The organism is Evansella clarkii, from assembly GCF_002019695.1.
In the GTDB taxonomy this organism is placed as follows: Bacteria; Bacillota; Bacilli; order Bacillales; family Salisediminibacteriaceae; genus Evansella; species Evansella clarkii.
This window is the reverse complement of record NZ_KV917376.1, coordinates 4996126-5008619: the sequence shown is the minus strand read 5'-3', so window position 1 is coordinate 5008619 and position 12494 is coordinate 4996126. Positions and strand designations below refer to the sequence as shown.

Genomic DNA, 12494 nt, shown 5'->3' with positions numbered 1-12494 from the left:
CAAAATATGACACGTATAATTAAAAGGAGTATAATGGGAAAAAATGAGGAAAAAAGATTACAAGGAGTTTTTACATGAATACAAAGCATGAAATTAACGTTGCCGGCCTGGACTTTGGCTGGGATGTGGAAGAAGGAAAGTTCCTGTATGAAGGCGAGGATGCTGTACTTTTTTGGATATCGTCAGCTATGAAAGTGTTTTTTGATACAATTGAAGAAGTTTCCGGTGAAGACGCGACACAGGTGGTGCTGGAAACGACTGGTTTTCGACAGGGGCTTATAGTAGGAGAATACTTTCATAATTTGAAAAATGTCTCTGTAGAAGAAGCGTGCGATCTAATTACAAATACATATGCAACAGCAGGCTGGGGTCTGGCAAAGATTAAAAACTTCAATTGGGAAAACAAAACATTCCAGCTGCAGTTAAAAGACGACTGGGAATATAAAATAAATGTTTCCCAGGAAAAAGATAAGGGAGGCAATTTTCTTCCTGCCCATTATGCAGGTATATTTACAGGCCTGTTCGGCGAAAACATCGCTTATAAGGTTAAACAATACCAAATTGAAGGCCATGATAATACCATTGTTGAGTATTTCCCTTCGGATTCAACTATAACTGAGAATATTCATGAATTTGCGAGACAAAAAGAAGCCGATCAGATAAAAAAACTGGAAGAATTAGTGGAGCAGAAAACAAATGAACTGCAGGAATTAGTAAAGACCCTTTCCTCGCCGATGATACCTGTGATGGAGGGTATTGTAGTAGTGCCGCTCCTTGGCAAGTACGATGAAAAGCGGTCGGAAGAATTGATAGATAAAGTCCTTGAAGGGGTGCCAAAGCAGAGAGCCAGGTATTTGCTGCTGGATCTCACAGGGCTTGCTCAGGATATTACAATCCATACTGCTGCAACTATTGAAAAACTAGGTATGGCTGCTTCGCTGACAGGAACAAAGACAGTGTTAGTTGGAATATCTGCGGAGCTCAGCATGATTATGGCTAAGAAAAACATTCAATTTTCAAGGTTCGAATGTTTTCAGTCACTGGAGCATGGAGTATACCATGCACTCGCCGAAAGCGGGAAAAGAATTGTTTAATACGTTTAAGAGAGCCTGTCTGAAATCAGGCTTTCTTTTTTTACTTTAAAAAAGCATAAAATTTTTGCGGTGAAGGTGATTCGACCTAGGGAATATTTTTAAGGAGGCTAAAGCGTAAGTGCAACTACGCCTCTGTCATCACCTTAGGCTCGCCAATCGGCGAGTTTTCTTTTCTGCACTTTGAACCTTGAGAAAAAAACCAGCCAGATGTGTGACGAGACATTAATACTTTTTTAATATAATAAAAAGTGTTGTATGATATAACACAGGCTGATGACAATTAAAAAAATTATGACTGACTATTCTAAACGTTTGACATTCAGTTCGATTTTAAGGAAACTGTAACCATATCTATGGATAGGTTTCAAACTACATCTATTAGGGAGTGATTCAAGTGGGCGGGATCTTCGAAAAAGAGCAGAGTATAAATGATTATTTGTTCGCAAACAGAGCTAGCTTTGAAGAGGCGCTGCTGGAGGAAGCAGTTAACGTAAGACACAAAATTGTTGAGTTCCAGGAAATCGCTAATATAAACCTCCTTGAAAATGCCCATCGTCTGGTTTTGTATGTGGTAGAGCAGAAAAAGGAGCAGGTTAGAGACTTTGCAGCACAGGAAGGTGTCATCTGGGCTAAATATTCAATGACGTTGTCCTTTAAACTTGAATGGATTCAGGCAATCCGGAGAACTTTGTGGAAATTTCTGAGAGAATATGACGCTGCCAGCAGCCTTACGGACAGCAAAGATGACATTTATATTCTCGAGGGTAAAATTAACGAACTTATCGATGAATTTATTAACACCTTTTTTGTCAGATATTCAGCCTACAAGGATGCGCTAATTGAGGAACAGAAAAAACTGGTAGAGAATCTTTCGGTTCCGATTATTCCGATTAATGAACATATTAGTGTTCTTCCGCTAATTGGAGATATTGATGATCAGCGGTTGTCTGTTATTGAAGAAAAAGTACTTCACGAGATTGACAGGACTCATGTAGAAACTCTTATTATGGATCTTTCTGGTGTCAGTGACATGGAGGCTGAGGTTGTTACAAGGCTGTTCAGAATTATTGAAGGTATTGCTTTGATGGGCTGTAAGTCTGAAATAACCGGGCTCCGTCCTGATTTTGTCAGAAAGGTAATACATGCAGGAGTTTCTTTTGAACAGAAGGCTGAAACGAGAGGAACCTTGCAGCAGACATTGAGAGATTATCTGATCGTTCATTAAATGTTATTATTATATAGTTTTGTTATATGTTTAAAAAAGTAACAGGCTTCTCAGGGAGACTGTTACTTTTCATTCTGCGGCTGTAAGTATTAGCTGTTGTGAATTGTTCTTGTGAAACATGCAGCTTCATATTGAATTATTTGATCTGTCATGGTAGAACTTATAAAGAAGGAGTGAAAATATGGATAACAAGATACTTATTTTTGGACACAAAAATCCTGACACTGACTCAATTTGTTCCGCTCTTGCATACGCTGAGTTGAAGTCTAAGTCAGGATGGAATGTTGAAGCGGTGAGACTTGGAGAAGTAAATGAAGAGACACAATACGCACTTAGTTATTTTAATGCGGAAGCACCACGTTATATTGAGAAGGCTTCTCAGGATGCTGAGAAGGTGATACTAGTAGATCATAACGAGCGCCAGCAGAGCGCAGACGATATTGATGATGTACAGGTAATTGAAGTAATTGACCATCATCGTATTTCAAACTTTGAAACGAAGGATCCTTTATACTACCGTGCAGAACCTGTAGGGTGTACTGCGACTATTCTGTATAAGCTCTTCAGGGAAAACGATGTAGAAATATCCAGGGAAACAGCAGGATTAATGCTTTCTGCGATTATCTCAGATTCATTATTATTTAAATCGCCTACTTGTACGGAAGAAGATGTTAAAGTAGCTGAAAAGCTGGCTGAGATCGCCGGTGTGGATAGTGAAAAATATGGACTTGAAATGCTTAAAGCAGGAGCTGACGTTAGCGGTAAGTCTGTCAGCCAGCTCATTTCTATTGATGCTAAAGAATTCAGCATGGGCGAAAGCAAGGTGGAGATCGCTCAGGTAAATACTGTAGATGTGAACGAAGTACTGGACAGACAGCAGGAGCTTGAAGATGAAATCTCCAAAGTAATAAAGGAGAAAAATCTGGATTTATTTCTGTTCGTGGTCACCGACATTTTAGACAACGATTCAAAAGTTTTAGCTCTGGGAGAGAAGTCTGAATCCGTAGAAAAGAGTTTCCAGGTTAGCCTTGAGAATAACATGGCTCTTTTAAAGGGCGTTGTGTCCCGAAAGAAACAAATTGTTCCTGTTTTAAATAAACAATTTTAATCATTAGACGAAAGATACTCTGCAGGTCATAGCAGAGTATCTTTTGTTTTAGAAGCGGGGACGGTTATGAAATGGTCACGCTGCAGCCTCTTGTCATTACAAACGTTGACAGAAAAGCGCCAGTCGGTTATTTTTAAAAGGGATTTTTAAACAATTTAGTCTGGGAGATGTGTTTATGAAAAAGCAATTTGCCGTAATAGGGCTTGGCCGATTTGGAGGGAGTGTCTGCAGAGAGCTTGTAAGACAAGGTCATGAAGTACTTGTTATAGATATGGATGAACATAAAGTAAATGATTATGCGAATATCGCCACTCACGCTGTTGTGGCGGATACAACGGACGAATCTGTTCTGCGTTCACTTGGAATTCGTAATTTTGACTATGTGATCGTTGCAATTGGTGACGATCTTCAGGCGAGCATATTAACTACATTGCTTCTAAAAGAACTCAAAATTAAGAATGTATGGGTAAAGGCAAAGAATGATTACCACCATAAAGTACTTGTTAAGATCGGGGCAGATCAGGTTGTACATCCTGAAAAAGACATGGGCAGAAGGGTAGCGCAGCAAATGTCTGATGAGAAAGTCATTGATTTCATTGAGCTGTCCGAAGAGTACAGTATTGTTGAGCTTATTGCTACCGACCTGCTGGAAGGAAAGACACTGATTCAGCTTGATATCAGAGCTAGATATGGGGTTACTGTTCTTGCAATAAAAAAGGGAGAAGAAATTAATATCTCTCCGGAGCCTGATTACCAGATTATGAAAAACGACCTGTTAATCGTTATTGGCCATAACAAGGATATTAAAAGATTTGAAGATAATGCTATGTAAAAAAGGACCTGATTCAGGTCCTTTTTCGTAAAAATTAGGAAGTATAAATTTCCAAAAAAATTGTCCAGCTCCAGCGATGAGCGTTTTCATCGCGAGTATGCTTCGAGTTGTCTAGAGGGATGCCCATCGAAGCGATGCTCGAAGAGGAAGGCGCTTGCGCTTTTCTTTAAATTATCCGTTTTTTAATAAGTCATGGTCCACGTACCGCTCTCCATTTAACTCACTAATAACATTAATAGCAACTGCAGCTCCGTGTCCGGCTGTTATAATCGTATGAACGCTTACGCCAGCAGCAGTACCGGCGGCCCAGATTCGGTCAAGGTTAGTCCTTCCGTCGCCATCAGCTTCAATGACTGTCTTAATGCGAGGCTCTGTGCCAGGTTTCGTATTTATCCCTGCCTTTTCTCCGAGGGCTACAGAAACTCCAGAAGCGATAATTACATGTTTTGCTTCTGCACTTTCGCCTTCCATCTCAATTTTAATACCATCTTCAACAGGGAGAAGATTTACTGCCTGATCAGAAATCAACTTTGCTCCAAACTTTGCAGCTTGTTTCTTTCCAGTTTCAATTAAATCAGGGCCTGCAATTTCAGAAACACCGTAATGATTTTCGATCCATGCTTTTTTTGTCATACTCTTATCGTTATCGATTAATAATGTTTCTTTACCTGCTTTTGCAGCAAACAAAGCAGCACTGGCTCCAGCCGGCCCAGCCCCAATTACAGCAATATCGTACATAACTTAGCCTCCTGACTGCAAATATGCCCCTTGTTGACAGAGCATTCTTGTCAAATTATCTAACTATTTGTACAGATATATCATATCAAAATGGCTGTCAGGAAAGCCAAAGATATACTCATAATATTCAGGCCGGAATCAGCTGACAAAAATATTGCTATTTTGATAAACCGAGTCAGCTTCTCCGTCCAATAAAGCTGAGCATACGCCCTGTCTGCCCCATATCCCTTCGGTGGGAAAAGAATAATTCCTCCTCACAGCTTGTGCAGAAGCCGGATACTTGAATATTCTCTTCTTTCACACCTGCCTGCAGCAGCAGTTTTTTGTTAAGTTCCTTTAAATCCAGGCTGTACTGTCCTTCGCTAATCTGTTTATAAGGCTTAGACGAATTTGTATGGAGGGCCTTATCAACATACGCAATGACATATTCGTCAACAACATAACAACAGGAACCAATGGAGGGGCCAATTACAGCATGAATGCGTTCACGGTTAATTCCTTCATCTTTTTCCCAGGTCCGTACCATTTTTCCCGCTATATCCTTCACAGTCCCTTTCCAGCCTGCATGTGCAGCGCCCACGAGCCCGGATCCATTTTCGTAAAAAAATAAAGGAACACAGTCTGCATAACATAGAGTCAGCAGAATGTCCGTATCTTTTGTATACAGACCGTCTGTTTCTTTTATTCCATCCTTATATTCTTCCGTACCAAGTCCTGCATGTTCTTTCTCTACTTTAGTAATCTTAGAGCCATGCACTTGTTCTGCACATACCCACGAAGCCAGGGAGAAATTAAGTAACTGAGAAAGTTTTTTTCTGTTATCCATAACGGATGAATGCAGGTCCTTGACATGGAGGCCGAGGTTAAAGGAAGTAAAAGGGTCCTTGCTCATACCCCCTCTTTTTGTTGTGAAACCTGCAATAAGCCCAGGTGGAGCTTCTTTCAGGCTGTTTAGTGTAAGAAGCTGCTCGGTTTCCTGTTTAAACACATCAGTTGTATTGCTCATTATATCTCTCCTTTAACGATTAAGATTATGATTATAAGATTACTTATCTGCCAGTCTCTTCGTATAATTGCTGATACTTAACAGTTTAGGGAAGATAAAGACTGAAAAACAAACCCAAACGAACGAAACACTGACAGCAGCTATTACGTCTGTAGGGAAGTGTGCACCTACTATAATACGGCTGGCGCCAACTAGTATAATCATAACTATACTTCCGGTATAGGCAAATGTTTTCATTAAAGGGGAAAAAATGAATAACCAGCCCAAATAAATTAAAAATGCAAACAGAATGACAGAACGCATTGTATGCCCGCTTGGAAAGCTGTATGAAGCCAGTTCAATGGAATAGCCGAATACTTCAATATAACTCATTTCTCCAGGTCTCTCACGCTGGAAAGCCAATTTAAGAGCCAGATTCAGAGCCATGCCCCCAAAGGTTGTAAAAAGCAACAGAAGAGCCATATAAATCCGTTTCTTCAAAAAGAGTATAACTGCAACCAGAAAAGTGAGCACTAATATTATCTCACCTGATCCCATAAAGGTGATAGCTTCCATGAAGACTATTCCTGCTGGACTTATTGTCTGGTTCACCCAATCAATAATCAGTGTATCAAATAGGGTGTCTGTTCTGTACACTGAATAAAAAGAGCTTATTATAAAAATGATTAATGATATTACAAGCGCTGTAAGCAAAAAACGATTTTTCATAAAACTCACTACTTTCAAAGCATTTTATGTATAGAATATATAATATGATAATAAAAAGAGCGTCTGATGGACGCTCTTCTTTTAGCGGTTACAGTTTACATATTGAAATGCAGAGTTATCCTGTCATTTCCGCTGGACCATGCTAATGCAATTTACTTATGGGAGGAACTATCCTCCGACTTATTATACTTGGCCATTTTCTCTTCTATTTCTCTTTGTTCCTGTTCAGCTTTCTCACCTTGCTTCAGTAATTTTCTGACAAGAAAAGAAGAAACAAGAATAATAATAATGAGTAGAGAGAAAGTATATATCATTATCCAGGGGTTATCAGGAAATTCAAGTGAAACCATTGTATTACACTACCTTTCAGGCTTTTATATTGCTTAATTTATTTCTTTATTATAGCAGGTTAATTGGGGAATTCCCAGCCGAAGGAGTTGTGGTGATGATTTATGGCAAAAAAAATAAGCCATAGAAATGGCTTTCAAACGAAGAAATGTCCGATAATTGCAAAGAAAAATACAAAGCCAAATCCGAAGATTGTCCCTTTCATTTTAAATACCTCCTTTGTTTAGTGTTTTTTAAATTTCATTGTAATAAACGTTATTAAGCGATATTCTTCCTTAACAAATGATTATAATAAGTTATAGTATTTATATCTCTTTATAACACCACTTTAAATCATTTATCTTTCGTATGGAAGAACTTTTTTACTTAATCCCCTGTTTTTTTTATTGTAAAACCTGGAATTTATTCACTCCTCCATATTACCTCATTCTAACGATTAATCATTCTTATATTGATACTCAAATGGAGTTAATTGAAAATGATTATAATCGAGCGATAAGGGAATTACATAATACAATTTACTAATTTTTACTAATTCAATACTAATTAATCTATTCTACCCTTTCTTATGGGGAGTTTTAAACAGAGTTAGTTGTCTATTAAGGTAAGCGGGGGGTTACAGAGAAGAATACACGGGAGTCGAAAATTATGGAGGAACAATTATTTAAAATTGACTATATCCTGTTGATGATTGCGGCAATATTAATCACAGGCGTTATAATCTCAAAAGTTTCTCAGAGGTTCCAGGTTCCATCGTTGATATTTTTTATATTCATAGGGATGCTGATTGGGGAAGAAGGTCTTGCTTTACTGGAAGATTACAGCATTGAATGGGGCAGTTTTATCGGCATCTTTGCCTTAGTCGTAATCCTTTTTGAAGGAGGTCTTAGTACAAAGTGGCGTGATTTAAAGCCGGTGATTGGGCCGGCAACCACGTTAGCTACCGGTGGAGTCTTGTTCACTTCGGTTTTTTTTGGGTTGCTGGCTTTGCTTATACTGGACCTTTCCCTTCTGGAAGCACTCCTTTTAGGAGCTTTGATTGGTTCCACTGATGCTGCAGCAGTTTTTGCAAACTTAAAGAACAAAAAGCTCCCGCCACGACTGAGTAAAACAATTGAGGCTGAGTCAGGGTATAACGACCCTATGGCTGTATTTCTCACTGTTTCTGCAGTCACTCTTGTTCAGCAGCCTGACCAGAACTATCTTTTAATGGCTGGGAATTTTGTATGGCAAATGGGGGGAGGACTTCTTGCAGGGTTTGCGTTAGGGACTCTCTTCTCTAAATTTATTAACAGATTAAGATTTGAAGAGAGGGCATTGTATTCTGTCTTTTCTTTATCAGTTGCATTTATCATATACAGTACAACTTCATTAATAGGAGCGAGCGGCTTTTTAGCTGTTTATGTGGCGGCGGTTATAATTGGAAACAACAAGCTTAAAAAAGAAAGCCCAATCTACCATTTCAACGAAGGGTTTGCTTCAACTATGCAGATGACAATGTTTGTAGTTCTGGGAATGATGGTTTATCCTTCAGAGCTGTTCAGCCTGAATATAATTATTCAGGGGATATTACTGGCAGTGATATTGATGTTTATTGCAAGACCAGCTGCTGTGCTGCTTTGTACATTTTTTACAAGCTTTAATATCAGGGAAAAGCTTTTTCTCTCATGGGCCGGGTTAAGAGGTGCTGCTCCAATTATACTCGCCATGTTTCCAATGCTGGCAGGGATAGATCGAAGCGAAGCATATTTCAATATTGTGTTTTTTATCGTTATAATTTCGGCGGTTGTCCAGGGAAGCACGATTTCCTTTGCAGCTGAGAAACTTAAAGTCAATAGCAAGGACTAAAAATCTCCCAGGTACACGGTAACTGGGAGTTATTATTTTTAAGTATTATTTTACCCTTCAAAAAAAGTTGAAAATAGATTAGAATAAGTTAATTAATGAATGATGAATGGAGAGGTTGTCGTGTTAAACAGGCTTCTTCTATTAAACCTGATAATTATATTATGCCTGCCTGACGTGATTGATATATCTGCTTCAGAGCAAACTAAAGAAAAGTACTCAGCTTCCATCCAGCTTGAAAAAGAAAAAGCTTTCATCGGGACTGAGGAAAGCAGATATTTATCCTCAAAGGATGACAGCAAGACAGTATGGTTTTTAAATTTATTTTCCTTTGCAGCTGATTCTTTCGGCCACCCTGAAATAACACTAAAACTATATGATTCCACGATAACTAAACAGAAGCTCATTTTGATTGTTATGCTAAATCATTTTCAAAGTACCTTTATCTGAGTACTCCCTTCTCAATTACCGAAAAATCTAATTACAAGGGAGTAATGACAAAGGATGAAAAGGAAAATGAGGTATGATGAAAATGTCTCGGAAGCTCTGCGGGGCTTAGCCTTTGGTTTACTTATGATGATAATTGTATTTTCAGTTTTGCATTTTGTATTCGGCATTCAGGCGTTTAATTAATAAACAAAACGAGAAGGAAAATATATCCTTCTCGTTTTTCTTTTTTAGTTATTTCTCAGAACTGATTTGTATATAGTTAAAAAAAGGGGGGACGTCTTTGAAATTTCGAAGAAAAAAGATTTTTCATAGGCGAAGAAGAGGGTTTTCTCTTATATTATCTATAATAATCTTTTCCTTATTGACAACTATTGGTTTAGTCATCACTGAAGCAGGAATCCGCCCAATTATAATGGATATCGCAAATCTGGAGACACAAAAAATCGCTACTTCCACAATAAATTATGCTTTGAATCAAACGATAAAAGAGATTGATATGAATGAATTGATTGCATACCAGACTGATGAGGAAGGGAATGTTCTTTCGGTCGGCTTTGACGCAAACGTCTATAATGATGTGGTAGTAAATTCCGTAGCAAGCGCTCAACATTACTTAAAATTAATGGAACAAGGAAAACTGGATAAAATAGATCCTCTGAAAGAACGTTATCAGGATTATAATTTAAGAGGTGAAGGAATTATTCACCATATTCCATTAGGCGCCGCAACAAAAAATGCTTTTTTGGCACATCTTGGCCCGGAAATTCCTGTGAAATTTACTGCAATAGGCGACGTAGATGTTGATTTAAATGAAACTGTGAAAAATGTAGGTATTAATAACACATGGGTTAACGTATCACTGGATCTTGAAGTACAAGTCGAAGTTATTATTCCTTTCGCAACGGAGATGGAGAAGGTGAGAACCACGATTCCAGTAGGCATGGTATTAGTTCCTGGCGAAGTTCCGTTTTTTTATGGGGGAGGAGATGGTGGAAGAGAAAATTCACCTGTCCCGGCAGTTCTAATGGAAAAGTAATTAAAGAGGCTGTCCATTTAAGATTGTTATTAAACAACCATTTGGGACAGCCTCTTAGTTTCGATTAATATTTCGGCTTCATCTCGCCGGATTCAATTTCTTCGATATAATGGCAGGCGGATTCATGGCCATTTTTCATACCAGTGGTGTTTCTCAGCTCCGGTACTTCGGTTACACATCTTTCGGTAGCGAACGGACAACGTGTGTGGAACCGGCATCCTGTAGGAGGGTCAATTGGTGACGGAACATCTCCTTTAAGGATAATCTGGTCTTTTTTACGTTTAGGGTCGGGTACAGGGATGGCTGATAATAATGTCTTTGTATACGGGTGCTTCGGATTATCAAACAAGGACTTTTTATCGCCGATCTCCACAATTTTGCCTAAATACATAACGACAACTCTGTCAGAGATGTGACGTACAACACCAAGGTCGTGGGAGATAAACAGGTATGTCAGGTCAAACTCCCGCTGAAGTTTCTTTAACAGATTCAGTACCTGGGCCTGAATGGACACATCCAGCGCTGATACAGACTCATCACAGATGATCAGTTTAGGATCTACAGCAAGAGCACGGGCGATACCGATACGCTGTCTTTGTCCGCCACTGAATTCGTGAGGGAATCTGTCCAGTTTATCAGGACCGAGACCTACAGTTTCCAGCAGCTCAATCATCCTGTCATAACGCTGCTCTTTCGGCAGAACGTTTTGAATTTCCATAGCTTCGTTTAATACTTGACGCACAGTTTGTCTAGGGTTAATGGAAGCGTATGGATCCTGAAATATAATCTGAAGATCTTTCCGTTTCTTACGCATTTCCTTTTTGTTAAGGCTTAGTAAATCATCGCCCTGGAAATGAATTTCACCTGCAGTAGGTTCGTCAAGACGAAGAATAGCACGGCCAGTCGTTGACTTCCCACAGCCGGATTCACCTACGATACTTAAAGTTTCTCCAGCCTTAATAGAGAAGCTGATATCGTCCACTGCTTTTACATCATTTATTTTTCTGCCAAGCAATCCACCTTTAATAGGAAAGTATTGCTTAAGATTCTTTACTTGCAAAAGTTCCGTAGTCATCTTTTACACTCACCCCCGATTTGCCATCCCACTCATCTGTGTAGATCCAGCAGCGGACCTGGCTGTTATCTTCTAATTCATCTAATTCCGGCAGGCGGTCTGCACAAATGTCGCTTGCGAAAGGACAGCGAGGAGCAAACCGGCATCCTTTTGGAAGATTATCTGGGGTAGGAACCATACCTTTAATAACTTCCAGCTCACCTTCCTGGTCGATATCATGACGAGGAAGTGATTTAAGGAGCCCTACAGTATAAGGATGTTTTGGACTCTCAAAAAGCGTCTCTACATCAGCGTACTCAACCACTTTTCCGGCATACATAACTGCTACATAGTCGCATGTCTCTGCTACAACACCCAGGTCGTGGGTGATGAGCATTACAGACATTCCGAGTTCTTCCTGCAGGTTATTAATCAGACGAAGAATCTGGGCCTGAATTGTAACGTCCAGAGCTGTAGTCGGCTCGTCAGCAATAAGCAGTTCCGGGTTACATGCAAGTGCGATGGCGATCATTACACGCTGACGCATACCCCCGGATAATTCATGAGGATACTGTTTTAAACGCTGTTCCGGAGAAGGAATACCTACGAGCTTAAGCATATCAAGGGCTTTTCGCAGTGCTTCCTTCTTGGACTTTCCTTCGTGAATCATGTAAGCTTCAGCAATTTGATCTCCAACTGTGAAAACAGGGTTCAGAGATGTCATCGGCTCCTGGAAAATCATTGAGATCTGATTTCCGCGGATACGGCGCATTTGTGCTTCGCTTTTATCTAAAAGATTTTCTCCGTTAAAGAGGATTTGACCTCCTTTGATTTTACCAGGGTCCTGGATAAGCCTCATAACGGAAAGGGAGGTGATACTTTTTCCTGAACCAGACTCACCAACAATACCCAGTGTTTTTCCGCTTGGGATTTCAAAGCTCACTCCATCTACCGCTTTTACTTCTCCCTTATCTGTATAAAACGAAGTTTGTAAGTTATCAACTTTTATGATTGTTTTCGGGGATTCCACGATATTCCTCCCACCTTTCT

General features: G+C 39.5%; 14 protein-coding genes. 8 read left to right on the top strand and 6 right to left on the bottom strand.

From position 1 onward, the window contains the following. The first annotated feature begins 74 nt into the window (after positions 1–74). The 4 genes from BK582_RS23800 (at position 75) to BK582_RS23785 (ending at position 4259) form a co-directional block, all read left to right on the top strand. Positions 75–1094 (top strand): STAS domain-containing protein, encoded by a 1020-nt coding sequence (locus tag BK582_RS23800; RefSeq protein WP_078597417.1) that lies wholly within the window; start codon positions 75–77, stop codon positions 1092–1094. 394 nt (positions 1095–1488) lie between these two features. Next, positions 1489–2319 (top strand): STAS domain-containing protein, encoded by an 831-nt coding sequence (locus BK582_RS23795; protein WP_139368294.1) that lies wholly within the window; start codon positions 1489–1491, stop codon positions 2317–2319. A gap of 181 nt (positions 2320–2500) precedes the next feature. Beyond that, positions 2501–3427, top strand: coding sequence for a manganese-dependent inorganic pyrophosphatase (locus BK582_RS23790; RefSeq protein ID WP_078597416.1), 927 nt, complete (start codon positions 2501–2503; stop codon positions 3425–3427). Between the two features lie 175 nt (positions 3428–3602). Beyond that, the gene (locus BK582_RS23785) at positions 3603–4259 is read left to right on the top strand and encodes a potassium channel family protein (protein ID WP_139368293.1); all 657 of its coding nucleotides are present in this window, start codon (positions 3603–3605) and stop codon (positions 4257–4259) included. A 171-nt stretch (positions 4260–4430) separates the two neighbouring features. On the opposite strand, the gene BK582_RS23780 is transcribed toward BK582_RS23785, so the two are convergent. From BK582_RS23780 to BK582_RS23765, 4 genes are all read right to left on the bottom strand, one after another. Then, a complete protein-coding gene (locus tag BK582_RS23780; RefSeq protein ID WP_078597414.1) occupies positions 4431–4997 on the bottom strand; it encodes an FAD-dependent oxidoreductase in 567 nt (188 codons plus the stop codon). Between the two features lie 175 nt (positions 4998–5172). Continuing rightward, positions 5173–6003: a peptidoglycan editing factor PgeF gene (gene pgeF / locus BK582_RS23775; RefSeq protein ID WP_078597413.1), complete on the bottom strand. Its 831-nt coding sequence runs from the start codon at positions 6001–6003 to the stop codon at positions 5173–5175. A gap of 39 nt (positions 6004–6042) precedes the next feature. Continuing rightward, positions 6043–6711: a phosphatase PAP2 family protein gene (locus BK582_RS23770; RefSeq protein ID WP_078597412.1), complete on the bottom strand. Its 669-nt coding sequence runs from the start codon at positions 6709–6711 to the stop codon at positions 6043–6045. Positions 6712–6863: 152 nt separating this feature from the next. Then, a complete protein-coding gene (locus tag BK582_RS23765) occupies positions 6864–7061 on the bottom strand; it encodes a hypothetical protein (protein WP_078597411.1) in 198 nt (65 codons plus the stop codon). Positions 7062–7707: 646 nt separating this feature from the next. On the opposite strand from BK582_RS23765, the gene BK582_RS23760 reads away from it, so the two are divergent. From BK582_RS23760 to yunB, 4 genes are all read left to right on the top strand, one after another. Continuing rightward, a complete protein-coding gene (locus BK582_RS23760; protein WP_078597410.1) occupies positions 7708–8907 on the top strand; it encodes a potassium/proton antiporter in 1200 nt (399 codons plus the stop codon). 99 nt (positions 8908–9006) lie between these two features. Then, on the top strand, positions 9007–9354 hold the full coding sequence (locus tag BK582_RS23755; RefSeq protein ID WP_167553263.1) for a hypothetical protein: 348 nt from the start codon (positions 9007–9009) through the stop codon (positions 9352–9354). A gap of 54 nt (positions 9355–9408) precedes the next feature. Next, entirely contained in the window at positions 9409–9537 is a 129-nt protein-coding gene (locus tag BK582_RS28175; RefSeq protein WP_276328225.1) for a hypothetical protein, read from the top strand. Between the two features lie 97 nt (positions 9538–9634). Then, positions 9635–10390 (top strand): sporulation protein YunB, encoded by a 756-nt coding sequence (gene yunB / locus BK582_RS23750; protein WP_078597408.1) that lies wholly within the window; start codon positions 9635–9637, stop codon positions 10388–10390. Positions 10391–10454: 64 nt separating this feature from the next. Here yunB and BK582_RS23745 read toward each other — a convergent pair whose 3' ends face one another. Both BK582_RS23745 and BK582_RS23740 read right to left on the bottom strand, forming a co-directional pair. Continuing rightward, positions 10455–11465 carry an ABC transporter ATP-binding protein gene (locus BK582_RS23745; RefSeq protein WP_078597407.1) on the bottom strand — a complete coding sequence of 337 codons (1011 nt, stop codon included), beginning with the start codon at positions 11463–11465 and terminating at the stop codon, positions 10455–10457. After that, on the bottom strand, positions 11431–12474 hold the full coding sequence (locus BK582_RS23740; RefSeq protein WP_078597406.1) for an ABC transporter ATP-binding protein: 1044 nt from the start codon (positions 12472–12474) through the stop codon (positions 11431–11433). Before BK582_RS23740 ends, BK582_RS23745 begins: the two co-directional genes overlap by 35 nt. Positions 12475–12494: the final 20 nt, after the last annotated feature.

What these genes read in the sequence shown, in the direction of transcription:
- BK582_RS23800 (WP_078597417.1), top strand. Translation starts at nt 75, where the DNA reads ATGAATACAAAGCATGAAATTAACGTTGCCGGCCTGGACTTTGGCTGG.
- BK582_RS23790 (WP_078597416.1), top strand. Translation starts at nt 2,501, where the DNA reads ATGGATAACAAGATACTTATTTTTGGACACAAAAATCCTGACACTGAC.
- BK582_RS23785 (WP_139368293.1), top strand. Translation starts at nt 3,603, where the DNA reads ATGAAAAAGCAATTTGCCGTAATAGGGCTTGGCCGATTTGGAGGGAGT.
- BK582_RS23780 (WP_078597414.1), bottom strand. Translation starts at nt 4,997, where the DNA reads ATGTACGATATTGCTGTAATTGGGGCTGGGCCGGCTGGAGCCAGTGCT.
- pgeF (WP_078597413.1), bottom strand. Translation starts at nt 6,003, where the DNA reads ATGAGCAATACAACTGATGTGTTTAAACAGGAAACCGAGCAGCTTCTT.
- BK582_RS23770 (WP_078597412.1), bottom strand. Translation starts at nt 6,711, where the DNA reads ATGAAAAATCGTTTTTTGCTTACAGCGCTTGTAATATCATTAATCATT.
- BK582_RS23765 (WP_078597411.1), bottom strand. Translation starts at nt 7,061, where the DNA reads ATGGTTTCACTTGAATTTCCTGATAACCCCTGGATAATGATATATACT.
- BK582_RS23760 (WP_078597410.1), top strand. Translation starts at nt 7,708, where the DNA reads ATGGAGGAACAATTATTTAAAATTGACTATATCCTGTTGATGATTGCG.
- BK582_RS23755 (WP_167553263.1), top strand. Translation starts at nt 9,007, where the DNA reads ATGATGAATGGAGAGGTTGTCGTGTTAAACAGGCTTCTTCTATTAAAC.
- BK582_RS28175 (WP_276328225.1), top strand. Translation starts at nt 9,409, where the DNA reads ATGAAAAGGAAAATGAGGTATGATGAAAATGTCTCGGAAGCTCTGCGG.
- BK582_RS23745 (WP_078597407.1), bottom strand. Translation starts at nt 11,465, where the DNA reads ATGACTACGGAACTTTTGCAAGTAAAGAATCTTAAGCAATACTTTCCT.